The sequence below is a fragment of the Rhodobacter sp. 4.3.4 genome, assembly GCF_058724655.1.
Map to the genome: position 1 here is coordinate 3,425,411 of NZ_CM178967.1, position 22,122 is coordinate 3,447,532.

Below are 22,122 nucleotides of genomic sequence, written 5' to 3' on the forward strand. Positions count from 1 at the left end.
GGTCAGAGGCCAAGCAACCGTTGCAGGAAGATCATCGCGATGATCACCACCATCGGCGTGAAATCGACGCCCTGAAACGACGGCAGGACCTTGCGGATGGGGGCGTAGATCGGCTCCAGAATCCGGTTCAGCAGATCCCACAGCTTGTAGACCATCGGCTGACGCAGGTTCAGCACGTTGAAATTGACCAGCCAGCTCATGATCACCTGCGCAAGGATCACCAGCCACAGGATCTGGAACACGAGGGCAAGGGCCACATGGACCCCGTCGAGCAGCATGTTAGGGTTCATTCGGACCTCCGTCGGATGCGCCTCACAGGTAAGCCACGCCGGGCGGGGTTGCAACTGCCCGCCGTGGCGATTTGGGGCCGATGTTGCCGGGCATTTGCCGCAAGGTCGTTGTTGACGCAACCGCTGCAGCGCGGCACCACGGGGGCGGCAACGGGGAGCAGACATGTATCCGATCATCCGCATGGGCAAGGCACTCCTGTCATCGCGCGGCGACAGGATCGACATCCTTGATCCGGTTTCCACCTTTCACCGCGCCTGGCCTTGGGACATCGACCCCTGGAAGGATCTGAACAACGGCCGCATCGTGACGCTGTTCGATCTGGGCCGGATCGCGCTGGCGCAGCGGACGGGGCTGAACGCCTGCCTGATCCGCAACCGCTGGGGCATCGTCGTCGCGGGCAACACGACGCGCTATCGCAAGCGCATCACCATGATGCAGCGTTTCGAAATGCGCACCCGCTGTCTGGGCTGGGATGCGCGCTTCTTTTACATGGAACAGGGGATGTGGCGCGGGGAGGAGTGCTGCAACCACATCCTGATCCGTGGGGCCGTCACCTCGAAAGCGGGCATCGTGCCGCCGCAAAAGGTGGTCGCGGACATGGGCCACGGTGCGGAAAGCCCCGCCCTGCCCGACTGGGTGCAGGCCTGGATCGCCGCGGATCATGCCCGCCCCTGGCCCCCCGAGCTGCCGCCCGGCAGGTAAATGTTGCGCTCCCCCCCGGTTTCGGGCTTGATCCGCGCAAACACGGGGGGCGAGATGATCAGCGAACGCAAGCGCATCTGGGGCTGGTGGTTCTTCGACTGGGCCAGCCAGCCCTACAGCACGCTTCTGCTGACCTTCATCTTCGCCCCCTTCATGAAACGGCTGCTGGACGACGGCACCACGGCGCAGGCGGTCTGGGGCTTCGGCATCGGCTTTTCCGGCCTGATCATCGCGGTGGCCTCGCCCTTTCTGGGCGCCATCGCCGACCGCTCGGGCCGTCGCATGCCCTTCATCTGGTTGTTTTCACTGATGTATGTGGTGGGCGCCGCAGTCCTGTGGACGGCCGAGCCGGGCCATTACAACCTCTGGCTGGTGATGATCGCCTTTTCGATCGGCATGATCGGCATGGAATTCGCCACCTCCTTCACCAATGCCATGCTGCCCGACCTGACCGGACGGGACAACCTTGGCAAGGTCTCCGGCTCGGGCTGGGCCTTCGGCTATCTGGGCGGGATGGTGTCGCTGATCCTGATGCTGACGCTTTTGCAGGCCAGCCCCGCCACCGGCAAGACGCTGATCGGGCTGACACCGCTGTTTGGCCTCGATCCGGCCAGGGGCGAGGATACCCGCATCGTCGGCCCGCTGACGGCGCTCTGGTATGTCGTCTTCATGATCCCGTTTTTTCTTTGGGTGCGCGAGCCGCAGACGCCCGGCGCCGTGTCGGTGGCACAGGCCAGCCGCGAAGCCTGGCCCGAATTGCGCAGCACCCTGAAATCGCTGCCGAAACGGCCCAGCCTTTTCGCCTATCTCGTGTCCTCGATGTTCTTTCGCGATGCGCTCAATGGCATCTTCACCTTCGGCGGGCTTTACGCGGCGGGGGTGCTGAACTGGTAGATCCTGCAGATCGGGCTTTTCGGCATTCTGGGCACGATCACCGGGGCGACCTTTGCCTGGCTCGGCGGCAAGGCTGATGACCGCTTCGGTCCGAAAGCGGTCATCGTCTTCACCCTGATCGCGCTGTCGCTGCTGACGCTGGGCGTCGTCTTCGTCTCGCGCGAGAGCGTCTTCGGCTTCGCCGTCGCCCCGGAAGGCCCCCTGCCCGACATCGCCTTCTACATCCTGGGCGGGCTGATCGGCGCGGCGGGCGGGGCGCTGCAATCGGCGTCGCGCACGATGATGGTGCGCCAGTCCGACCCGGAAAAGATCACCGAATGCTTCGGCCTTTACGCGCTGACCGGCAAGGCCACCGCCTTTCTGGCGCCGCTCTCGATCGGGGCGGTCACCGCGGCGACGCAAAGCCAGACCCTGGGCATCACTCCCGTCATCGTGCTTTTCGTTCTGGGGTTGATCCTGCTAGCCTTCGTCAAATCCGAGGGAGACCACGCCCCGGCGTGAACAAAGGAAAGCGCATGACGCCGATCCGCCTTGTCCTTGCCGCCGCTTTGGTGGCGCTTGCCCCGCTCTCCGCCGGGGCCGAACCGCTGGCGCGGCAGCTCTTCGGAGCGCAGCCCCGCCCGACGCAAGGCGCGTCCGAGCCGGTCGGCGCCTATTCCCGGGGCTGTGCCGCCGGGCTGGTGGCGCTGCCGGAAACCGGCCCGACCTGGCAGGCGATGCGGCTCAAGCGCAACCGGTTTTGGGGCCAGCCGGAACTCGTCGCCTATCTGCAGGATCTGTCGGCCTTTGCCGCCACCCTGCCGGGCTGGCAGGGGCTTTACATCGGCGATCTGAGCCAGCCGCGCGGCGGTCCGATGACCGGGGGGCACGCCAGCCATCAGATCGGGCTGGATGCCGATATCTGGATGCTGCCCGCGACACGGCTCAATCTGTCGGTCCGGCAACGCGAGAAGATCTCCTCGATCTCGATCCGCACCGAGGATCAGACCCGGGTGAACCGGAACTGGACGCCGCAGCATGCGGCGCTGTTGCGCGCGGCGGCCTCGGACCCGCGGGTGGACCGGGTCTTTGTCGCGGCCGCGGCGAAGCTCGCCATGTGCGCAACGGCGACGCGCGCCGACACCGCCTGGCTGCAAAAGATCCGGCCGATCTACGGCCATAACGAACATTTCCACGTCCGGCTGAAATGCCCGCCCGGCGCGGCGCTGTGCGAGGTGCAAAAACCCACCGTGGCCGAGCTGTCAAAGGGCGGCAACGGCTGCGACGAGACCCTGACCTGGTGGGTCACGACCTATCTGGAGGAGCTGCGCCACCCGCCGAAACGGCCCAAACCCTCGGGCCCGGCGCCGAAAACCGCGAAGACCTATGTGATGTCGGATCTGCCTGTCCAATGCCGAAACGTCCTTTCCGCGCCGTGATCGCCGGCCTTGCGCTGGCCGCGGTGCTGGGGGCGCTGCCACTTTTGCCATTGGCGCCGGCACGGGCCGGGCAGGACCGGGCCGAATTCCTGCAAACCTTCCCCTGGAGCCAACCCGATCCCGCTTTCGGCGGCTTCTCGGCGATCGATTTCGCCGATGACGGCACAAGCTTCGTCACCGTCTCGGACCGCACCACGATCTGGCGCGGCCAGCTGACGCGCGATGCAGCGGGGCGAATCGTTGCGGCGACCGCCACCGGCCCGGTGCGGCTGCACGACAGCAAGGGCAAGGTGCTGGGCCGGTTCAGCGGCGATTCCGAAGGCGTGGCCCTGGCGCCTGACGGCAGCGTCTTCGTCTCCTTCGAGGGGGTGGCGCGGGTGGTGCGCTATCCGCAAGACGGCGGCCCGGCCAAGCCGCTGCCCCGCCCCGCCGCCTTCAAGCAGTTTCAACTCAACGGCGCGCTGGAATCGCTCGCCATCGCCGCCGACGGCACACTTTACACGATGCCCGAACGCTCGGGCAGCCGCAGCGCGCCGTTTCCGGTCTGGCGCTTTCGCAACGGGGAATGGTCGCAACCCTTTTCCATCCCGCGCCAGGACGACTGGCTGCCGGTCGGCGCCGATTTCGGCCCCGACGGCCGCTTTTATCTGCTCGAACGCGATTTCTGGGGCCTTCTGGGCTTTCGCAGCCGGGTGCAGGTCTTCGAGATCAAAGGCGACCGCATCGGCCCCGGCACCGAACTTCTGCGCACAACGGCGGGGCGGCATGACAATCTCGAGGGGCTCGCGGTCTGGCGCGACGCGCAGGGGGCGATCCGCCTGACGATGATCGCCGACGACAATTTCAACGCCTTCCAGAGCACCCAGATCGTCGAATACCGCCTGAACCGCTGAGGTTTTCCTTGACCCGAAGGGGCCGGGGGCGTAAGGCCGCCGCGTCCGCATGCCGCGGGCCATGTCTCCGCGACCATGTAAAAACGGTGATCCAGAATGCGCTACCTGCCCGGCATCCTTGCCATGGCCGCGATTGTCGTGGCCTCGAACATCCTCGTGCAATTCCTTTACGGCCAATGGCTGACGCTCGGGGCCTTCACCTATCCTTTCGCCTTCCTCGTCACCGATCTGACGAACCGGCTGCAAGGCCCCCGGGCCGCCCGGATCGTCGTCGTCTCGGGCTTCGTCGTCGGCGTGATCTGTTCGCTGATCGGTTCGCAGATCATCGGCGAGTTCGGCCCGCTGGTCAGCTTCCGCGTCGCTTTGGCCTCGGGCCTCGCCTTCCTTACCGCGCAGCTGACCGACGTGACCATCTTCAACCGGCTGCGCCATCGCGGCGGCTGGTGGCGGGCGCCGCTGGTCTCGACCCTGATCAGCGCCAGCCTGGACACGATGGTCTTCTTCACCGTCGCCTTTGCCGCCGCCCTGAGCTTCCTCGAACCCGGCAATGACGTGACCTGGGCGAATGAAACCCTGCCGCTTCTGGGCTTCGGCCCCGCCGTGCCGCTCTGGATCTCGCTGGGCGCAGCCGATTGGTGCGTAAAAATTGCGCTTGCGATTGTTGCACTGCTACCTTTCAGGGCGATCGTCTGGCGGTATTCGCCACGTATTGCGTAATTTAACTTGCCATACACCAAATCTGTGCCACCCTCCCTTTATCGGCAACACGCATGAAAGGAGGTGGTCCAGTGTCTAGAGTGATATTGGAGAGAGGTGTCGGGACAGTCAGGGGGGCCGAGGCCTGAGGGCAACCCCAAGGGTCGCAGACCCTGGCTGGGACGGAGGCTCTGATCCAGACCCTAACCGGACCATCTCCGTAGATCTCGGGGGTCGCAGGCCAAGCCCGCGACCCTTTTACTTTGCGACTTTTCGACCGCGGCGGGCCATTCGGCCCGCTTTTTCGTTGCGGGGGCTGGAATTGCGGGGCCACCCGTGGCAATCCGGGACCGGCATCCAAGGGGCGGAGGGCGCGATGGACGACAGCGACATTTCCGGCATGACATTCGAGCAGGCGATGGCGGCGCTCGAACAGGTGGTCAATCAGCTGGAACGCGGCGAGGTGGCGCTGGACCAGTCCGTCCGGCTCTCTGAGCGCGGGGCGAAGCTGAAAGAGCGCTGCGCGATGCTGCTCAAGGAAGCCGAGGAGCGGGTCGAAAAGATCCTGCTGGGCGAAGGCGGGGTGCCCGCGGGCACCGTTGCGGTGGAAGGACTCTGATGTTTTCCGAACGTTTGAAAGAGATTCAGAACGCCGTGGAAACGGCGATGGCGGCGGCGATCGGGCGGCTGCCCGCGGGCGATCTGCGCGATGCGATGGCTTATGCGGCGCAGGGCGGCAAGCGGCTGCGCGCCTTCCTTGCCATCGAATCCGCCGCGATCCACGGGATTTCGATGGCGCAGGCGATGCCCGCGGCCCTGGCGGTCGAGGCGCTGCATGCCTACAGCCTTGTCCATGACGACATGCCCTGCATGGACAATGACGACCTGCGCCGCGGCCTGCCGACCGTGCACCGCAAATGGGACGAGGCGACGGCCGTTCTGGCGGGCGATGCGCTGCAGACCCTTGCGTTTGAGCTTTGCACCGATCCGGTGCTGGGATCGGCGGAAAACCGCGTCGCGCTGGTCGCCGCTTTGGCGCAGGCCTCGGGGGCCGAGGGGATGGTTTATGGGCAGGCCCTTGATATTGCCGCCGAAACCGCCGCGGTACCGCTGACGCTTGAGGAAATCATTCGGCTTCAGGCGGGCAAGACCGGCGCGCTGATCTCCTTTGCCGCGCAGGCCGGCGCGATCATCGCGGGCGCCGACCGCGGGCCGCTGGCCGCTTATGCCACGGCGCTGGGCCTCGCCTTCCAGATCGCCGATGACATTCTGGATGTCGAGGGTGACGAGGAAGCGGCGGGCAAGCGGCTGGGCAAGGATGCCGAGGCGCACAAGGCCACTTTCGTCTCGCTTCTGGGTCTGGCCGGGGCGAAATCCCGCGCCGCGGGTCTTGTGGCCGAGGCCGAAGCCGCCCTTGCGCCCTATGGCGAAGCCGCCTCTACCCTTCGCGCCTGCGCGCGCTATGTGATCGAACGCGACAAGTGAAGCGAGCCAAATGAGCCAGCCCCCAGTGACCCCGATCCTCGACCGCGTGCGTCTGCCCTCCGACATGAAGGGGCTGAGCGACCGCGACCTGCACCGCCTGGCCGATGAATTGCGCGCCGAGACGATCTCGGCCGTATCGGTGACGGGCGGGCATCTGGGCGCCGGGCTGGGGGTGGTCGAACTGACCGTGGCGCTGCATGCGGTCTTCGACTGCCCGCGCGACAAGATCATCTGGGATGTGGGGCATCAGTGCTACCCGCACAAGATCCTGACCGGACGGCGTGACCGCATCCGCACCCTGCGCACCAAGGGCGGGCTGTCGGGCTTCACCAAACGCTCCGAAAGCCCCTATGACGCCTTCGGGGCCGGGCATTCCTCGACCTCGATTTCCGCGGCGGTGGGTTTCACCATGGCGCGCGAGCTGGGGTCCGAATGCGGCGATGCGATCGCGGTGATCGGCGACGGCGCGATGACCGGCGGCATGGCGTTTGAGGCGCTGAACCACGGCGGCCATCTGGGCAAGCGGATGTTCGTCATCCTGAACGACAATGAAATGTCGATCTCGCCGCCGGTGGGCGCGCTCTCGTCCTATCTGACGCGGCTTTACGCCGAGGCGCCGATGCAGGATCTGAAGGCGATGGCCAAGGGCGCCGTCAGCCTTTTGCCGGAACCCTTCCAGGAAGGCGCGCGGCGGGCCAAGGAAATGCTCAAGGGCATGGCGATTGGCGGCACGCTCTTCGAGGAACTGGGCTTTGACTATGTCGGCCCGGTCGACGGCCATGATCTTGAGACGCTTTTGCATCTCTTCCGCACGCTGAAGGCGCGGGCGACGGGGCCGGTGCTGATCCATGCGCTGACGAAAAAGGGCAAGGGCTATGCCCCCGCCGAGAACCGCCCCGACCGCGGCCATGCCACGGCCCGCTTCGACGTGCAGACCGGCGCGCAGGTCAAGGCCGCCTCGAACGCGCCCAGCTATACCAAGGTCTTTGCCGAAAGCCTGATCGATCAGGCCACGCGCGATGAAAAGATCGTCGCTGTGACGGCGGCGATGCCCGAGGGCACCGGGCTGAACCTTTTCGCCGAGCGGTTTCCGCGGCGCTGCTTCGATGTCGGCATCGCCGAACAGCATGGCGTGACCTTCTCGGCCGGGCTGGCGGCGGGGGGGATGAAACCTTTCTGCGCGATCTATTCGACCTTCCTGCAACGCGGCTACGACCAGATCGTGCATGACGTGGCGATCCAGCGCCTGCCGGTGCGCTTCGCCATCGACCGCGCCGGGCTGGTGGGGGCCGATGGCGCCACCCACGCGGGGGCCTTCGATATCGGCTTCATGGCGAACCTGCCCGGCATGGTGGTGATGGCCGCCGCCGACGAGGCCGATCTGGTGCATATGGTCGCCACCGCCGTCGCCCATGACGAAGGCCCGATCGCCTTCCGCTATCCCCGCGGCGAGGGGATGGGGGTGGACATGCCCGCCCGGGGCGTGCCGCTCGAAATCGGCAAGGGCCGGATCATTTCCGAAGGGGCGCGGGTGGCGATCCTGTCCTTCGGCACCCGTCTGGCCGAGGTGCTGAAGGCGCGCGAAGCTTTGGCCGCCCGCGGCCTGGCGCCGACCGTGGCCGATGCCCGCTTTGCGAAACCGCTCGACAAGGATCTGATCCTGCGGCTGGTGGCCGGGCACGAGGCGCTCATTTGCATCGAGGAAGGCGCGGTGGGCGGCTTTGGCAGCCATGTGGCGCAATTCCTGTCAGAGGAGGGCGTGTTCGACCGCGGCTACAAGTTCCGCTCGATGGTGCTGCCCGACACGTTCATCGACCACGCCAATCCCGAAGACATGTATGCCGCGGCAAAAATGAACGCGGCCGATATCGAGGCGAAGGTGCTCGATCTGCTGGGCGTCGCGGTGGCGAAACGCGCCTGAGGCGCGGTTTTCACACGCCGAGAAGAGCGTATTTGAGCCAAGAAAAAGCAGGTGTTTTTCCTGGTGCAAATACGCATCCTTCCTTGCGGCAGGGCGCGGCGGTCATGCGGCCTCTCCTTCGGTCAGGAAGCCTTCGGAAACAAGGCGTTCGGCCCAGCCTTGCGGCGTCGTGAACAGATGCGTCTTCCACCCCCGCGCGGCGGCGGCTTCGATGTTTTCCGGCCGATCATCGGCAAAAAGCAGATCGGCGCCGAAGTAGCCCGTGCCCGCCTCCAGCGCCGCATAGAACCGCGGATCGGGCTTGATCAGGCCCAGATAGCCTGAGACGAAAAGCCGGTCGAAATTGGTCAGGAACGGGTAAGCGCGGCAGGCGATTTCAAAGGTGCCGACGCCGAAATTCGACAGCGCGAAAACCGGCACCCCCTTGGCGCGCAGGGCCGAAAGCAGCCGGACGGAATGGGGAATGGCCGGGGTACACATGTCAAGCCAGTGGTCGTGCCAGGCCATCACCTCGGCCCGCCAGTTGGGGTGCAGATCGGCATGGGCGCGGACGGTCTCGGCAAAGGGCGCGCCCAGATCGATGCGCTCGTTCATCGCGTCGATGCCGGTTTCGGCCCAGAAGGCGCGGCGGCGCTCGGGGCCGATCAGACGGTCGTAAAACGCCTCGGGATGCCATTCGACCAGCACCCTTCCGATGTCGAAAACCACGGCTCGTGTCATGTGTGCACCCATGCGATGACGGCGGGAATGGACAGGATGGAGACCGCGGTCGAAATCAGGATCGCGGTCGAGACGCGCTGCGGCGCGATGCCGAAATGCGCCGCAAGGATATAGACATTGCCCGCCACCGGCAGCGCGGCGGCGGCGACCATGACGCCGGCGGCGAAGGGCTCGACCGGGAAGATCAGGAAGGCGGCAATGGCCACGGCCAGCGGATGCAGCACGAGCTTCGCCGCCGAGAGCCAGAGCGCGGGGCCAAGCCTCTCGGCCGAGCGCCCGGCAAGCGAGGCGCCGATGGCGAAAAGCGCCCCGGGCGTGGCGGCGCCGCCGAGGATCGTCAAGAAATCTGCAAGCGGGCGGGGCATCGGCAGATGCAACAACGCCCAGGCGAGCCCCGCCAGCATGGAAACGATCATCGGGTTCTTCGCCAGCCCCAACGCCAGCGGCGCCAGCGCCACGCGGCCATGCCGGGCAGAGGTGACAATGAGCGTGATCAGCGTCGAAAACACGATCATGTCGGCGGCCAGAACCATCAGCACCGGCCCCGCCGCCTTCGGCCCCAAAAGCACGACCAGCATCGGCACGCCCAGAAACCCTGTGTTGCCGGTCATCGCGGTATGGGCCTCCATCGCGGCTTCCGGCAGCGGCCGGGCGCGGAGTTTCGCCACCGCAAAGCCCAGGACCCAGACCGCGCTCGAAGCCGCCAGATAGGCGGCGAAAAAGGCGGGATCGAAGAGGTCTTCGATGGGCAGCGTCGCGGTGAAGCGAAACAGCATCGCCGAAAGCGCGAAGTAGAAGACGAATTTCGTCAGCCAGGCCGTCGCCTCGGGCGGGAAGACCCGCAGCCGCCCCGCCGCCCAGCCCAGCCCGATCAGCGCGAAGAACGGCAGTGTCTTCAGGAAGATCTCGATCATGATGCAGGGCTAACATGGCGCGGCAATCGGCACCAGCGACGCGATTTGCGTATTTGCCCCAAGAAGAAACCTAATGCTTTTTCTTGGTCCAAATACGCCCTTTCAACCGCCGCCAATCAGCGCCCCGGCGGCAAAGACCAGGGCACCGCCCACCACCACCTGCAGCACGGCGCGGAAGAAGGGCGTTTCCATGTAGCGGTTCTGGATCCAGGCGATCGCCCACAATTCGACGAAGACGATGCCCATGGCGATCCCCGTCGCGGTCCAGAAATCCGGGATCAGATAGGGCAAAGCATGACCCAGCCCCCCCAGCGTCGTCATCACCCCCGAGGCCAGCCCGCGCTTGAGCGGGCTGCCGCGGCCCGAAATCACCCCGTCGTCATGCGCGGCCTCGGTGAAACCCATCGAGATCCCGGCGCCGACCGAGGCCGCCAGACCCACGAGCAGCGTCGTATGGGGGTCCTGCGTCGCGAAAGCGGTGGCGAAGATCGGCGCCAGCGTCGAGACCGAGCCGTCCATCAGCCCCGCCAGCCCCGGCTGCACCCAGGTGAGCACGAATTGCCGATGCGCAGAGGCGTCTTCCTCGGTTTTCGCGTCCCTGCCCAGATTGTCCTCGGTCAGGTTTTCCGCATGCCGTTCGTGCCGGGCCTCGGCCGCCGCCAGATCGCCCAGAAGCTTGCGCGTCGCCGCATCCGTCGTGTGTTTCGCGGCCTGAACATAAAAGGCCCCGGCGGTGCGTTCCATCGCCTCGGCCTCGGCGCGGATCGTGGCCAGCGAGAGGTTCGCCGAAAGCCACATCGGCTTGCGGGCATAGAACCCCGCCACATGTTCGCGGCGAATGAGCGGGATCACCTCGCCGAACCGGGCCCGATGCCGCTCGATCAGGGCCTTGCGGTGGCCGTCTTCCTCCTCGGCCATGCCGTCGAAGACCGCCGCCGTGGCGGGATAATCGGCGCGCAGACGTTCGGCGAAGCTGCGGTAGATCCGGGCATCGTCCTCCTCGGAGGAGATGGCAAGGGCCAGAACCTCGCGTTCGGAGAGGTCGGAAAAGCGGCGGCGGTTGGCGAGTGCGGAGAACATGGCGGCCTCATTTTAGAATGATTCCAACATAGACGCTGTGTCGCATCATGCAACCGCGCAATGTGAACCGTCCAGTTCAATTCGACCTTGAAAATCTGAACGACTCGGTTCATATAACGCCATGTAAACCGATTGGTTCAGATTGGAGACCATGATGAAACGCTTCTTCCTTGGCCTTGCGCTTGTCACGATGACCGCGTCTGCCGCCGCGGCCGGAGGCATGAGCTTCGATTTGCCGCGCCTCGACTTTGCGGGGGCTGGCGCCGAGGCGACGCAGACCTGCAACCTGCTGACGCAGACCTGCAGCCAGTAAGCCCCGCGCAGGCGCCCGGCCCGAAGGCTTGCCACGAATGGTTGACCCTGCTGCCCCCGCACCCTACGCATGGGGGGACAGGGTCACCGAACGGGGGAAGCCATGGCCGGACCGCACCACGCGCTGATCGTCATCGACGTTCAGAACGACTTCTGCCCGGGTGGCGCGCTTGCGGTGGCGGGGGGCGACGAGATCATCCCCCGCATCAACGCGATGATGAGCGACTTCGCGGTGACCGTGCTGACGCAGGACTGGCACCCCGCGGATCACAGCTCTTTCGCGGAAAACCACCCGGGCGCGGTCCCGTTTTCGCAAATCGACATGCCCTATGGCGTGCAGACGCTTTGGCCCGCGCATTGCGTGCAGGGCACGAGCGGCGCCGATTTTCACCCCGCCTTGCGCACCGAGGCCGATCTGATCCTGCGCAAGGGGTTTCGGCGCGGCATCGACAGCTATTCCGCCTTCTTCGAGAATGACCGCAGCACCCCCACCGGCCTTGCGGGCTATCTGCGCGAACGCGGCATCACCGAGCTGACCTTCGTCGGCCTGGCGCTGGATTTCTGCGTCGGCTGGTCGGCGATCGATGCGGCGACGCTGGGGTTCCGCACCCGGGTTCTGCAAGGCGCCTGCCGGGCCATCGACCTGAACGGCTCGCTTGATGCCGCGCGGGGCCAGATGCTGGCGGCGGGCGTTGGGCTGGAGCCCTGAGATGATCGATATCGCCACCCGCGTCTACAATCACCGCTGGCAGATCGACCCGATCGTCCGCTCGCTGATCGATACCGATTTCTACAAGCTTCTGATGTGCCAGTCGGTGTTCCGCCACCGGCCGGCGACGCAGGTCACCTTCAGCCTGATCAACCGCACGAAATCCATCCGTCTGGCCGATCTGATCGACGAGGGCGAGCTGCGCGAGCAGCTCGATTACGCCCGCGGCCTGCGGCTGACGCGCGGCGAAAGCACCTGGCTGCGCGGCAACACCTTTTACGGCAAGCGGCAGATGTTCCGCCCCGATTTCATGGAGTGGTTCGAGACCTTCCGCCTGCCGCCCTATCACCTGGAAAAGCGCGATGGCCAGTATGAGCTGACCTTTGAAGGCGCCTGGCCCGAGGTGATGCTGTGGGAAATTCCGGCGCTGGCGATTCTGATGGAGCTGCGCTCGCGCGCCGTGCTGCGGGGGATGAAGCGATTTGAGCTGCAGGTGCTTTATGCCCGGGCGATGACCCGGGTCTGGGAAAAGATCGAGCGGCTGAAACGGATCGAGGGGCTGAAGATCGCCGATTTCGGCACGCGCAGGCGGCATGGCTTCCTGTGGCAGGACTGGTGCGTGCAGGCGATGGTGGAAGGTCTGGGGGATGCCGCGCAGGGCGGCTCTTTCACCGGCACCTCGAATTGTCTGATCGCGATGCGCCGCGATCTGGAGGCGGTCGGCACCAATGCGCATGAGCTGCCGATGGTGATGGCGGCGCTGTCGGACACCGACGAGGAATTGCGGCAGGCGCCCTATCGCGTGCTGGAGGATTGGCACGAGGAACACGACGGCAATCTGCGCATCATCCTGCCCGACACCTATGGCACCAGGGGTTTTCTAGAACGCGCCCCGGACTGGCTGGCGGCCTGGACCGGGATTCGCGTCGATTCCGGCAACCCCTTCGAGAATGCCGAGACGGCGATCTCCTGGTGGCAATCGCGGGGCGAGGACCCGACGAAGAAGCTGGTAATCTTTTCCGACGGGCTTGATGTGGCGCAGATCGAGGCGCTGCACGCCCATTTCCGCGGCCGGGTCAAGGTCAGCTTCGGCTGGGGCACGCTTTTGACCAACGATTTCCGCGGTCTGGTCGAGGAGGACGAGCTGTCCCCCTTCAGCCTTGTCTGCAAGGCGGTGGCGGCAAACGGGCGCCCGACGGTGAAACTGTCGGACAACCCGGAAAAGGCCACCGGCCCCGCCGCCGAAATCGCCCGCTACCGGCAGGTGTTCGACACCGGCGTCCAGGCCTCGACGCCGGTTGTCGTTTAACCGTCCAGCGCGTTCATCAGCCAGTAAAGCCCGGCCGAGAGCACCGCAGAGGCCGGCACGGTGATGACCCAGGCGGCGACGACCGTGGTGATATGCGAACGCCGCACCAGAAGTCGGCGCGAGCGTTCCTCGGGCGGCACGATCTTGCCCTTTTGCAGACCCAAAAGCCGCGCCCGGCGCTCGGCGTGCCATTCGCGGTAAAAGCCGACGCCAAAGACGCCGCCCACCGCGATATGGGTCGAAGACACTGGCAGCCCCAGCCAGGAGGCGACGATGACGGTGATCGCCGCCGAAAGCGCGACGCAATAGGCCCGCATCGCATTGAGCTTGGTGATCTCGGAGCCCACCAGCTTGATCAGCCGCGGCCCGAACAGCGTCAGCCCGACCGAAATCCCGAAGGCGCCGACCGCCATGATCCAGAACGGCACCTCGACCTTGTCGCTCAGCGTGCCGTCCTGCACCGCATGCACGATGGCGGCCAGCGGCCCCACCGCATTGGCCACGTCATTCGCCCCATGCGCAAAGGACAAAAGCGCCGCCGAGACGATCAGCGGAATGGTGAACAGCTTCTTCAGCGTCTTCTTGCGGTTTTCCTGGCCCTCGGATTGCGCCCGCACCAGCGGCACCGACACGCCCCAGGCCACCAGCCCGACCAAAACCCCGATCAGCAGCGAGGCCCCCAGCGAGATGTGAAGGATCTTCGTCAGCCCCTTGAGCGCCAGATAGGCGGCAAAGGTGCCCGACATGAAGCCGATCAGCATCGGCACCCATTTGCGGGCGGCGGTGATCTTGTCCTCTACATAGATGATCTTCGCCTTGATGAAAGCCAGGAAAAGCGCGGCAAAGATCCCGCCCATGATCGGCGAAATCACCCAGCTGGCGGAAATCGTCGCGATGGCGGGCCAGTTCACCGCGCCAAAGCCCGCGGCGGCCACGCCCGCGCCGACGACGCCGCCGACGATCGAGTGGGTGGTGGAGACCGGCGCCCCCATCCAGGTCGCCACATTCAGCCACAGCGCCGAAGCCAGCAGCGCCGCCATCATCGCCCAGATGAAATGCGCCGCATCCGTGACCGCATCGGGCGCCAGAATCCCGGTCGAGACGGTCTTGACGACGTCGCCCCCGGCAATCAGCGAACCCGAGACCTCGAAGATCGCGGCGATGATCAGCGCCCCCCCCAGCGTCAGCGCATTCGCGCCAACCGCCGGGCCCATGTTGTTGGCAACGTCATTGGCGCCGATGTTCAGCGCCATATAGGCGCCGATCGCGGCGGCAAAGACCACGATCAGCCCGCCCGGCTGCGCCCCCATCAGGATCGCGGCGAAAATCCCGGCCAGCACGATGAAGGCCAGACCGATCCCCGGCGCCACCAGCGGCCGGGCGACGAATTGCGTCGCCTCTTCCAGAAGACCGATCCGGCTCAGATCCTTGTCGAGCGTCTTCCATTGGTTGATCGGCGGTGTAGCCACGGTCTTTCCCCTGCACGACGCCCGTCACAAAACTGACAGCGGTCCGTTACGTTCGCGCGTGGGTTAGACCTGATGCCGGCTCAAGGCAATGCGATCTTCACGAAAACGTGCGCAGGATCTGCTTCAATTCCCGCTCTTGCACCCGTTTCGCCGCCGCCTTGGGTGTGACGAATTGTCGCGCCCTGCGCCCGACCTCGGGATAGTCGTCATCCAGCCCTTCGACCTCGACGACGAAGCACAGCACCTTGCAGCGCTGCTCAAGCCCGTTCTTGCGCCGCTTCGTGTAGTGAAAGGCGCCAATCGGATCGGCCTGCACGTGACCGCGCACCCCCGCCTCTTCCCAGGCTTCGCGCAGCGCCGCCTCGGCCAGGGTCTTGCCGCGCATCGGCCAGCCCTTCGGCACGATGCAGCGCTTGGTGTCGAGCGAGGAGACCAGCAGCACCTCGGTCTCCTTGCCGCGGCCGCGCCGACAGATCGCCGCCACCTGCAGCGCCTCGGGGCGGTGGCCCAGCAGATTGCGCAGAAACGGGGGCAGGCCGATCATCCGATCTCTCCCCAGGGGCTGGCGCCCGCCAGCAGCATCCGTGCCAGCGCCACGGCGCGATAGGCATAGGCGCGCTGACGGCGCCTGTCTTCGGGGGCGCGGGTGACGACCCAGGCGGCCGAGACGAAGGCCCGCACCGCAAGAAACAGCGGCAAAAGCGCCAGCTGATCCGCGGGCAGGTCGCGGCGGCGGCGATAGCCCGCTACCAGCCGCCGGGCATGCTCGGGCAGAAGCGGGTCGCCCCAGCTTTGCACCAGCGCCGAGGCGAGGTCGTAAAGCCGCCAGCCCGGGCCGCAATCGTCGAAATCGATCAGCCGCAGCCCGCCGCGGGTCATCATCACATTCGAGCGCAGCGTATCGGCATGGATCGGCCCGAAATCCGTGGCCCGCGGCAGAAGCGCCAGCGCCTTGTCGCGCGCCGCCCGCAGGATCGCGCTTTCCTCGGCACTCAGCATCGGCGCTTCCCAGAACCGGCCCAGCCGCGGCGTCTCGCCCAGAAGCGCCGGGCCGTCCCAGCCCGCGCGCGGAAAAGCCTCGGGGCAGGCGCCCGCGTCGGTGGCATTGTGCAGATCGGCGATCAGCGCGCCGAAATCCTCGGCCCGGGCCAGAACGGCGGAATTTTCCAACGGCGCCACTGCCTCGCCCAGCGGCTGCCCCTCGATCCAGCGCAGGCAGGAGACCACCAGCCCGTCCACCATCGCCACCCAGGCGCCATTCGCCGCGGGCAGGGGCTCGGCCACGGCGACACCGGCATCGCACAGCCGCGCCGACCAGGCCAGCTCGGCGGCGATCGCGGGGGCGTCCTGATAGCCGGGCCGGTGCAGCCGCAGCACCGCCTTGGTGCCGCTGGGCAGGAGGGTGCCGAAGACGATGTTTTCCGACCGCCAGATCAGCTGCAAAGGCGCGCCCCTGCACAGCCAGGCGCGTTGCGCCTCGGCGGCGATCTCGTAGGCGGCGGCATCCTCCATCATGCGGGCATCTTTCGCAAAATCGTGTCGAGCGTCTCGACCAGCTGCGCGGCATTCGGGCGCGAAAACGGCATCGGCGGCCGCATCTTGAGGATATGCTGACCGCGCCCGACCCGGCCCAGAAGGATGCCCGCGTCCTTGGCGGCCTCGACCACCCGGCCGCAGAACTCGGTTTCGGGCTGGCCGTCGCGGGCGAATTCGATGCCGAAGAACAGGCCGAAGCCGCGGCTGTCGGCGATCAGCGGATGGCGCAACTCGCGCAAAAGACCCAGGGCGTAGGCGCCGACCTCGCGGGCGTTGTCAACAAGCCCCTCCTCCTCGATCACGTCGAGCACGGCACTGGCCGCGGCACAGGAGACCGGATTGCCCGCGAAAGTGTTGAAATAGCCAAAGGCATTGCGAAAGGCCGCCATCACCTCGGGCCGCGCGATCACCGCGGCGACCGGATGGCCATTGCCCATCGGCTTGCCCAGCGTCACCACATCGGGGGCAAAGCCGAGGAAGTCATGCCCCCACCACTGCGACCCCACCCGGCCAAAGCCCGGTTGCACCTCGTCGCACAGGATCAGACCGCCCGCCTTGCGCACCACCGCGACGGTCGGGTCCAGAAAGCCGGGGGCGATGCCGGGCGTTCCCTCATTGGCGAAGATCGGGCAAAGCATGAGGCCCGCGAACCCATGGCCCGAGGCCTCCAGCTCGGCAATCGCCCGGGCCACGCCCTCTGCGAAGGCCTGCGGCTGCGCGGCAAGTGATCCGCCCAGCGGCGCCAGACTGTCGGGCGCGGGCACGCGGCGGATATGGGGCGGGTAGCCGCCAATCGGCGGACGGCGCGTGGAGAGATGCGCGACCGCCGTGGTGTTGCCGTGATAGGTGTTGTCAGTGGCAATCAGCCCGGTCTTGCCGGTCATCGCCTGTGCCATCCGCAGCGCGACATCATTCGCCTCCGACCCGGTGCAGGTCATCAGCATCTGGCTGAGATCATGCGAAAATTTCGCCACCAGACGCTCGCCGTAATTCAGGATGCCGTCATGCAGATAGCGCGTGTGGGTGTTCAGAACCGAGGCCTGCGCCGTAATCGCTTCGACCACGCGCGGATGACAATGGCCGACATGCGCGACGTTGTTGTAGCAATCCAGATAGCGCCGCCCGGTGTCATCGAACAGCCAGACGCCCTCGCCCCGGACAATCTGCAAGGGGCGCTCATAAAAGGTCGGCACATTCGGCCCCAAAAGCCGCCTGCGACGGGCCAGCAGGTCACTCATCCTCGCCCACCCTGCCCCGCAGCGCCTTGACCTCGCCGCGCACCGTCTTCGCCGCCAGCCGCCGCCGCTGACTGCCCAAGGTCGGCTTCGTCGCCACCCGGCGCTTTGGCGCCACCAGCGCGGCACGGATCATCTCGGCCAGCCGTTCCCGCGCCAATTCGCGGTTGCGCAGCTGGCTGCGCGTCTCCTCGGCCCGGATCACGATGGCGCCATCCAGCGTCCATTTCCGCCCCGCCAGCCGCTTCAACCGCGCCTTCACCGGGGGCGTCAGATGCGGGCTGCGCTCGGCCTCGAAGCGCAGTTCCACCGCGGTCGAGACCTTGTTGACATTCTGCCCCCCCGGCCCCTGCGAGCGCGTGAAGCTTTCCGACAGTTCCCAGTCGGCAATCGCCAATGTGTCATCGATCCACAGCATGGGCCCAACCTAACCACCGATCCGAAAAACAAAAGCCCCCGGCCCTTTATCTGGCCGAAAATATCCAAGGGCGCGCAGGGCAGCGCCCCGCTCTCAGGCCAGCAGACGGGCGCCGTCGTGACCGGAAATGCGCAAGGACATCACCGTGCCCTCGGGCATATCACGGTCAAACGACACTTCGGTGAAATATTCGGTCCGCCCCAGCCGCGGCCCTTCGGTCAGCACCTGCCGCTGCTGACCGACCTCGGCCGCCAGATGCCGCGCCAGCGCCGCATCCCCCGCCGCGCGCAGCCGTGCCGCGCGCTCCTTGATCACCGGCCCCGCCACCCGCGGCATCCGCGCGGCAGGCGTGCCCTTGCGGGCCGAATAGGGGAAGACATGCAGGAAGGTCAGGCCGCAATCTTCCACCAGCCGCAGAGAGTTTTGAAACATCTCCTCGGTCTCGGTCGGAAAGCCCGCGATGATGTCGGCGCCAAAGACGATGCCGGGGCGCAGCCGCCGCGCCTCCTCGCAAAAGGTGATCGCATCGTCGCGCAGATGCCGCCGCTTCATCCGCTTCAGGATCATGTCATCGCCATGCTGGAGCGACAGATGCAGATGCGGCATCAGCCGGGGTTCGGTGGCAATCGCCTGCATCAGGTTCTCGTCCGCCTCGATGCTGTCGATCGAGGAAATCCGCAGCCGCGCCAGATCCGGCACCAGCCGCAAGATCCGCATCACCAGATCGCCCAGCCGCGGGGCGCCCGGCAGATCCGCCCCCCAGGAGGTCAGATCAACCCCGGTCAGCACCACTTCGGCAAAGCCACGATCGACCAGCCGCTTGATCTGCTCGACCACCACCCCGGCGGGGACAGACCGCGAATTGCCCCGCCCGAACGGGATGATGCAGAAGGTGCAGCGATGATCGCAGCCGTTTTGCACCTGCACATAGGCGCGATGCCGCCCGAAACCGTCGATCAGATGACCGGCGGTTTCCTTGACCGAGAGGATGTCATCGACCATCACCCGTTCGGTTTCGCCAATGAAATCCGCCCCTTTCGGCGTCAGCGCCGCCCAGGTTTCGGGCTGCATCTTTTCATGGTTGCCGACGACGCGGGTCACCTCGGTCATCGCGGCGAAGGTCTCGGGCTCGGTCTGCGCGGCGCAGCCGGTGACGATGATCGCCGCACCGGGGTTTTCGCGGGCGAGCTTGCGGATCTCCTGCTTGGCCTTGCGCACGGCCTCGGCGGTCACGGCGCAGGTGTTCACCACGACCGCGCCGGAAAGACCGGCCTGCGCGGCCAGTTCCTTCATCGCCTCGGTCTCATAGGCGTTCAGCCGACAGCCCAGCGTCGAGAAAACCGGCGGTTTCATGGCGCGGCAAGGAAGGCGGGGGAAAGTTCCGCCTCGAAGACCAGCGCGGTCGGGCCGGTCATCCAGACGCCATCCTCGCGCCAGTCGATTTCCAGCCGCCCGCCATCGACATCGACGATCACCTGCCGCCCGGTCAGACCGCGCAGATGCGCCGCCACCGCCGTCGCACAAGTGCCCGAGCCGCAGGCCAGCGTGATTCCCGCACCGCGTTCCCAGACCCGCATCCGCAGATGATCGGGGCCGACCAGCGCGGCGAATTCGACATTGGTGCGTTCGGGAAACAGCGGATGATGCTCGATCTTCGGGCCAAGCCCCGCGACATCGGCGGCTTCGGCATCCTCGACAAAAAAGATGCAATGCGGATTGCCCATGCCGACGGCAACGGGATCGCCCGCCAGCGGCAGCGCCAGCGGATCGGCGGCCACGGGAATCGCCGCGGCCTCCAGAATCGGGGCGCCCATGTTGACCGACACCAGCCCGTCCGCGCGCCGTTCCGCCGCAAGACGGCCGCGCGCCGTGGTCAGCGTCACGCGGTCCTTGCCCAGATCGCGCATCATCAGATCCGAGACGCAGCGCGAGGCATTGCCGCAAGCCCCCGCCTTCGATCCGTCAGCGTTCCAGAATTCCAGCGTGAAATCCGCGCTTTCGGCGGGCAGGATCACCGCCAGCTGGTCGAAGCCGACACCGCGATGCCGGTCGCCCAGCGCCCGCGCCAGCGCAGGCGTCACCGGGTTTTCACCGCTGCGCGCGTCGATCACGACGAAGTCGTTGCCAAGGCCGTGCATCTTCAGAAAGCGCAGGCCGGTTTCGGAGAGGGGTCTGTTGTCCATGCGCGCCCTCTACACCCCGTCTGCAGTTTTTTCCAGTGCCGCGATTTTTTTCGCGTTTTGGCCCTTGACCCCCCCGGCGCAGGCCTTTAGAGAGCGCCGCAGTGATGGGCCGTTAGCTCAGTTGGTAGAGCAGCTGACTTTTAATCAGCGGGTCGCAGGTTCGAATCCTGCACGGCTCACCATCACTCTCTCCGCGGATCGCGAAAAGAAACAACCCCTTCGGGGGCTGGACTTTTCGTGCCCCCGGACCATCTGGGCCGCAGGAGGCCGAAAGATGGACAAGAAATATCGCAAGACCCCAGAGGCGCTGGCCCGGCTGACGCCGGAGCAATTCCACGTCACACAGGAAAGCGGCACCGAGCGCGCCTTCACCGGGGCATTCTGGAACACCACCGAACCCGGGCTTTATGTCGATGTGGTCTCGGGCGAGCCGCTGTTTTCCTCGCGCGACAAATTCGAGAGCGGCTGCGGTTGGCCCTCGTTCACCCGGCCAGTCGTGCCCGCGCATGTGACCGAGCATCGCGATCTCAGCCACGGCATGATCCGCACCGAGGTGCGCTCGATGCATGGCGACAGCCATCTGGGCCATGTCTTCCCCGACGGGCCGCGCGACCGCGGCGGGCTGCGCTATTGCATCAACTCGGCCAGCTTGCGGTTCATTCCGAAAGATCGCATGGAAGCCGAGGGTTACGGCGACTGGCTGGCGGAACTGGAGGGCTGAGACGATGGCAAAGGCGATACTGGCGGGCGGCTGCTTCTGGGGGATGCAGGATCTGATCCGCAAGCTGCCCGGGGTGATCTCGACCCGGGTCGGCTATTCCGGCGGCGATGTGGCGAATGCCACCTACCGTAATCACGGCACCCATGCCGAGGCGATCGAGATCATCTTTGACCCGGCGCAGATCAGCTTCCGGCGGCTGCTGGAGTTCTTTTTCCAGATCCATGACCCGACGACGCCGAACCGGCAGGGCAATGACATCGGTCTGTCCTATCGTTCGGCGATCTTTTTCCTTGATGCCGAGCAGGAACGCATCGCCCGCGACACCATCGCCGATGTCGATGCCTCCGGCCTCTGGCCGGGCAAGGTGGTGACCGAGGTTGCCCCGGCCGGGCCATTCTGGCAGGCCGAGCCGGAGCATCAGGATTATCTGGAGCGGTTCCCGAACGGCTATACCTGCCACCGGATCCGCCCGAACTGGGTGCTGCCCCGGCGTCAGGAATAACTGCGCACCAGCGCGCCCGAAAGCAGAACCCAGCCGTTCGCCACCACGAAGAAGGCCAGCTTGAACGGCAGGGCCACGACGGCGGGCGGCACCATCATCATCCCCATCGACATCAGGATCGCCGAGACGACCAGATCGATGATCAGGAACGGCAGGAAGACCAGAAAGCCGATCTCGAAGGCCCGGGTGATCTCCGACAGCATGAAGGAGGGCACCAGGATCGACAGCGGCGCCTCGCGCGCGGTGCCGGTGTAGGTGGCGCCTTCGCGGATCGCGGCCAGCTGGGTGAAGGTCTCGGGATCGGTGCGGCCCGCCATGAACAGGCGGAACGGCTCGATGCCGCGTTCGAAGGCGGTGACGATGTCGATCTGCTGTGCGACCAGCGGCTTGATCCCGGCCTCATAGCTGGCCATGAAGGTCGGTTCCATCACGAACCAGGTCAGAAACAGCGCCAGGCTGATGATCAGCATGTTCGGCGGCGATTGCTGCAGCCCCAGCGCCTGGCGCAGGATCGAGAGCACGGTGACGATGAAGGGAAAGCAGGTCACCATGATCGCCAGACCCGGCGCCAGGCTCAGCAGCGTGATCCCCGCGATCAGAATCAGCGAGGAATTCGTCAGGCTGCCGTTCCCGCCCATGTCGAGCGTGATCTCCTGCGCGCCCGCAGGCGCCGCAAGGATCATTAACGTTAATGCAAGGGCAAGAACGCGCATG

24 protein-coding genes, 1 tRNA gene and 1 pseudogene are annotated in these 22,122 nt (G+C 66.1%); 14 read left to right on the forward strand and 12 right to left on the reverse strand.

The annotated features are described in order from the left end of the window. Positions 1-2: 2 nt before the first annotated feature. On the reverse strand, positions 3-290 hold the full coding sequence (locus AC4PTB_RS16955; protein WP_492191026.1) for a YggT family protein: 288 nt from the start codon (positions 288-290) through the stop codon (positions 3-5). Between the two features lie 163 nt (positions 291-453). On the opposite strand from AC4PTB_RS16955, the gene AC4PTB_RS16960 reads away from it, so the two are divergent. The 8 genes and pseudogenes from AC4PTB_RS16960 (at position 454) to dxs (ending at position 8,300) form a co-directional block, all read left to right on the forward strand. Further along, entirely contained in the window at positions 454-993 is a 540-nt protein-coding gene (locus AC4PTB_RS16960; protein ID WP_492191027.1) for an acyl-CoA thioesterase, read from the forward strand. 54 nt (positions 994-1,047) lie between these two features. Beyond that, positions 1,048-2,388 (forward strand): annotated as a pseudogene (locus AC4PTB_RS16965) (MFS transporter). A 14-nt stretch (positions 2,389-2,402) separates the two neighbouring features. Next, positions 2,403-3,305, forward strand: coding sequence for a penicillin-insensitive murein endopeptidase (mepA, locus tag AC4PTB_RS16970; protein WP_492191028.1), 903 nt, complete (start codon positions 2,403-2,405; stop codon positions 3,303-3,305). Beyond that, positions 3,278-4,198 (forward strand): esterase-like activity of phytase family protein, encoded by a 921-nt coding sequence (locus AC4PTB_RS16975; RefSeq protein WP_492191029.1) that lies wholly within the window; start codon positions 3,278-3,280, stop codon positions 4,196-4,198. The genes mepA and AC4PTB_RS16975 overlap by 28 nt, the downstream gene beginning before the upstream one ends. A 96-nt stretch (positions 4,199-4,294) precedes the next feature. After that, positions 4,295-4,915 carry a queuosine precursor transporter gene (locus AC4PTB_RS16980; protein WP_492191030.1) on the forward strand — a complete coding sequence of 207 codons (621 nt, stop codon included), beginning with the start codon at positions 4,295-4,297 and terminating at the stop codon, positions 4,913-4,915. 355 nt (positions 4,916-5,270) lie between these two features. Further along, the gene (locus tag AC4PTB_RS16985; RefSeq protein ID WP_013069156.1) at positions 5,271-5,513 is read left to right on the forward strand and encodes an exodeoxyribonuclease VII small subunit; all 243 of its coding nucleotides are present in this window, start codon (positions 5,271-5,273) and stop codon (positions 5,511-5,513) included. A 47-nt stretch (positions 5,514-5,560) separates the two neighbouring features. After that, positions 5,561-6,379 carry a polyprenyl synthetase family protein gene (locus AC4PTB_RS16990; protein WP_492192654.1) on the forward strand — a complete coding sequence of 273 codons (819 nt, stop codon included), beginning with the start codon at positions 5,561-5,563 and terminating at the stop codon, positions 6,377-6,379. Between the two features lie 10 nt (positions 6,380-6,389). After that, positions 6,390-8,300, forward strand: coding sequence for a 1-deoxy-D-xylulose-5-phosphate synthase (gene dxs, locus AC4PTB_RS16995; RefSeq protein WP_492191031.1), 1,911 nt, complete (start codon positions 6,390-6,392; stop codon positions 8,298-8,300). Between the two features lie 102 nt (positions 8,301-8,402). On the opposite strand, the gene AC4PTB_RS17000 is transcribed toward dxs, so the two are convergent. The 3 genes from AC4PTB_RS17000 to mbfA form a co-directional block, all read right to left on the reverse strand. Beyond that, positions 8,403-9,020 carry an HAD-IA family hydrolase gene (locus AC4PTB_RS17000; RefSeq protein ID WP_492191032.1) on the reverse strand — a complete coding sequence of 206 codons (618 nt, stop codon included), beginning with the start codon at positions 9,018-9,020 and terminating at the stop codon, positions 8,403-8,405. Then, positions 9,017-9,934 carry an AEC family transporter gene (locus AC4PTB_RS17005; protein ID WP_492191033.1) on the reverse strand — a complete coding sequence of 306 codons (918 nt, stop codon included), beginning with the start codon at positions 9,932-9,934 and terminating at the stop codon, positions 9,017-9,019. The genes AC4PTB_RS17000 and AC4PTB_RS17005 overlap by 4 nt, the downstream gene beginning before the upstream one ends. Before the next feature lie 102 nt (positions 9,935-10,036). Then, on the reverse strand, positions 10,037-11,014 hold the full coding sequence (mbfA, locus tag AC4PTB_RS17010; RefSeq protein ID WP_492191034.1) for an iron exporter MbfA: 978 nt from the start codon (positions 11,012-11,014) through the stop codon (positions 10,037-10,039). 154 nt (positions 11,015-11,168) lie between these two features. Here mbfA and AC4PTB_RS17015 point away from each other — a divergent pair, with 154 nt between their 5' ends. The 3 genes from AC4PTB_RS17015 to pncB all read left to right on the forward strand — a co-directional run bounded on the left by AC4PTB_RS17015 (position 11,169) and on the right by pncB (position 13,344). Next, entirely contained in the window at positions 11,169-11,327 is a 159-nt protein-coding gene (locus AC4PTB_RS17015; RefSeq protein WP_492191035.1) for a hypothetical protein, read from the forward strand. Positions 11,328-11,429: 102 nt separating this feature from the next. Further along, on the forward strand, positions 11,430-12,035 hold the full coding sequence (gene pncA / locus AC4PTB_RS17020) for a bifunctional nicotinamidase/pyrazinamidase (RefSeq protein WP_492191036.1): 606 nt from the start codon (positions 11,430-11,432) through the stop codon (positions 12,033-12,035). Between the two features lies 1 nt (position 12,036). Then, positions 12,037-13,344, forward strand: a complete 1,308-nt coding sequence (gene pncB / locus AC4PTB_RS17025; protein WP_492191037.1) for a nicotinate phosphoribosyltransferase — start codon at positions 12,037-12,039, stop codon at positions 13,342-13,344. Here the strand turns inward: pncB and AC4PTB_RS17030 are convergent. The 7 genes from AC4PTB_RS17030 to dapF form a co-directional block, all read right to left on the reverse strand. Next, positions 13,341-14,813, reverse strand: coding sequence for an inorganic phosphate transporter (locus AC4PTB_RS17030; RefSeq protein ID WP_492191038.1), 1,473 nt, complete (start codon positions 14,811-14,813; stop codon positions 13,341-13,343). The genes pncB and AC4PTB_RS17030 overlap by 4 nt on opposite strands. A gap of 97 nt (positions 14,814-14,910) precedes the next feature. After that, positions 14,911-15,357 (reverse strand): NUDIX hydrolase, encoded by a 447-nt coding sequence (locus AC4PTB_RS17035; protein WP_492191039.1) that lies wholly within the window; start codon positions 15,355-15,357, stop codon positions 14,911-14,913. Further along, positions 15,354-16,328, reverse strand: coding sequence for a phosphotransferase enzyme family protein (locus AC4PTB_RS17040; protein WP_492191040.1), 975 nt, complete (start codon positions 16,326-16,328; stop codon positions 15,354-15,356). Before AC4PTB_RS17040 ends, AC4PTB_RS17035 begins: the two co-directional genes overlap by 4 nt. Continuing rightward, complete coding sequence (locus AC4PTB_RS17045; protein ID WP_492191041.1) at positions 16,325-17,587, reverse strand: aminotransferase class III-fold pyridoxal phosphate-dependent enzyme; 1,263 nt, start codon at positions 17,585-17,587, stop codon at positions 16,325-16,327. The genes AC4PTB_RS17040 and AC4PTB_RS17045 overlap by 4 nt, the downstream gene beginning before the upstream one ends. Continuing rightward, positions 17,580-18,002, reverse strand: coding sequence for an alternative ribosome rescue aminoacyl-tRNA hydrolase ArfB (arfB, locus tag AC4PTB_RS17050; RefSeq protein WP_023914427.1), 423 nt, complete (start codon positions 18,000-18,002; stop codon positions 17,580-17,582). The genes AC4PTB_RS17045 and arfB overlap by 8 nt, the downstream gene beginning before the upstream one ends. 93 nt (positions 18,003-18,095) lie before the next feature. Further along, entirely contained in the window at positions 18,096-19,355 is a 1,260-nt protein-coding gene (mtaB, locus tag AC4PTB_RS17055; protein ID WP_492191042.1) for a tRNA (N(6)-L-threonylcarbamoyladenosine(37)-C(2))-methylthiotransferase MtaB, read from the reverse strand. Further along, entirely contained in the window at positions 19,352-20,185 is an 834-nt protein-coding gene (gene dapF, locus AC4PTB_RS17060; protein ID WP_492191043.1) for a diaminopimelate epimerase, read from the reverse strand. The genes mtaB and dapF overlap by 4 nt, the downstream gene beginning before the upstream one ends. A 106-nt stretch (positions 20,186-20,291) precedes the next feature. Here dapF and AC4PTB_RS17065 point away from each other — a divergent pair. From AC4PTB_RS17065 to msrA, 3 genes are all read left to right on the forward strand, one after another. Beyond that, positions 20,292-20,367 (forward strand) — tRNA-Lys (locus AC4PTB_RS17065). A 92-nt stretch (positions 20,368-20,459) separates the two neighbouring features. Next, complete coding sequence (gene msrB, locus AC4PTB_RS17070; RefSeq protein WP_492191044.1) at positions 20,460-20,906, forward strand: peptide-methionine (R)-S-oxide reductase MsrB; 447 nt, start codon at positions 20,460-20,462, stop codon at positions 20,904-20,906. 4 nt (positions 20,907-20,910) lie between these two features. Continuing rightward, on the forward strand, positions 20,911-21,408 hold the full coding sequence (gene msrA, locus AC4PTB_RS17075) for a peptide-methionine (S)-S-oxide reductase MsrA (protein ID WP_492191045.1): 498 nt from the start codon (positions 20,911-20,913) through the stop codon (positions 21,406-21,408). On the opposite strand, the gene fliP is transcribed toward msrA, so the two are convergent. Continuing rightward, on the reverse strand, positions 21,399-22,121 hold the full coding sequence (gene fliP / locus AC4PTB_RS17080) for a flagellar type III secretion system pore protein FliP (RefSeq protein ID WP_492191046.1): 723 nt from the start codon (positions 22,119-22,121) through the stop codon (positions 21,399-21,401). The genes msrA and fliP overlap by 10 nt on opposite strands. Position 22,122 lies beyond the last annotated feature (1 nt).

Coding starts and splice junctions, on each gene's coding strand:
- AC4PTB_RS16955 (WP_492191026.1), bottom strand. CDS start 290: ATGAACCCTAACATGCTGCTCGACGGGGTCCATGTGGCCCTTGCCCTC.
- AC4PTB_RS16960 (WP_492191027.1), top strand. CDS start 454: ATGTATCCGATCATCCGCATGGGCAAGGCACTCCTGTCATCGCGCGGC.
- mepA (WP_492191028.1), top strand. CDS start 2,403: ATGACGCCGATCCGCCTTGTCCTTGCCGCCGCTTTGGTGGCGCTTGCC.
- AC4PTB_RS16975 (WP_492191029.1), top strand. CDS start 3,278: ATGCCGAAACGTCCTTTCCGCGCCGTGATCGCCGGCCTTGCGCTGGCC.
- AC4PTB_RS16980 (WP_492191030.1), top strand. CDS start 4,295: ATGCGCTACCTGCCCGGCATCCTTGCCATGGCCGCGATTGTCGTGGCC.
- AC4PTB_RS16985 (WP_013069156.1), top strand. CDS start 5,271: ATGGACGACAGCGACATTTCCGGCATGACATTCGAGCAGGCGATGGCG.
- AC4PTB_RS16990 (WP_492192654.1), top strand. CDS start 5,561: ATGGCGGCGGCGATCGGGCGGCTGCCCGCGGGCGATCTGCGCGATGCG.
- dxs (WP_492191031.1), top strand. CDS start 6,390: ATGAGCCAGCCCCCAGTGACCCCGATCCTCGACCGCGTGCGTCTGCCC.
- AC4PTB_RS17000 (WP_492191032.1), bottom strand. CDS start 9,020: ATGACACGAGCCGTGGTTTTCGACATCGGAAGGGTGCTGGTCGAATGG.
- AC4PTB_RS17005 (WP_492191033.1), bottom strand. CDS start 9,934: ATGATCGAGATCTTCCTGAAGACACTGCCGTTCTTCGCGCTGATCGGG.
- mbfA (WP_492191034.1), bottom strand. CDS start 11,014: ATGTTCTCCGCACTCGCCAACCGCCGCCGCTTTTCCGACCTCTCCGAA.
- AC4PTB_RS17015 (WP_492191035.1), top strand. CDS start 11,169: ATGAAACGCTTCTTCCTTGGCCTTGCGCTTGTCACGATGACCGCGTCT.
- pncA (WP_492191036.1), top strand. CDS start 11,430: ATGGCCGGACCGCACCACGCGCTGATCGTCATCGACGTTCAGAACGAC.
- pncB (WP_492191037.1), top strand. CDS start 12,037: ATGATCGATATCGCCACCCGCGTCTACAATCACCGCTGGCAGATCGAC.
- AC4PTB_RS17035 (WP_492191039.1), bottom strand. CDS start 15,357: ATGATCGGCCTGCCCCCGTTTCTGCGCAATCTGCTGGGCCACCGCCCC.
- AC4PTB_RS17040 (WP_492191040.1), bottom strand. CDS start 16,328: ATGATGGAGGATGCCGCCGCCTACGAGATCGCCGCCGAGGCGCAACGC.
- AC4PTB_RS17045 (WP_492191041.1), bottom strand. CDS start 17,587: ATGAGTGACCTGCTGGCCCGTCGCAGGCGGCTTTTGGGGCCGAATGTG.
- arfB (WP_023914427.1), bottom strand. CDS start 18,002: ATGCTGTGGATCGATGACACATTGGCGATTGCCGACTGGGAACTGTCG.
- mtaB (WP_492191042.1), bottom strand. CDS start 19,355: ATGAAACCGCCGGTTTTCTCGACGCTGGGCTGTCGGCTGAACGCCTAT.
- dapF (WP_492191043.1), bottom strand. CDS start 20,185: ATGGACAACAGACCCCTCTCCGAAACCGGCCTGCGCTTTCTGAAGATG.
- msrB (WP_492191044.1), top strand. CDS start 20,460: ATGGACAAGAAATATCGCAAGACCCCAGAGGCGCTGGCCCGGCTGACG.
- msrA (WP_492191045.1), top strand. CDS start 20,911: ATGGCAAAGGCGATACTGGCGGGCGGCTGCTTCTGGGGGATGCAGGAT.
- fliP (WP_492191046.1), bottom strand. CDS start 22,121: ATGCGCGTTCTTGCCCTTGCATTAACGTTAATGATCCTTGCGGCGCCT.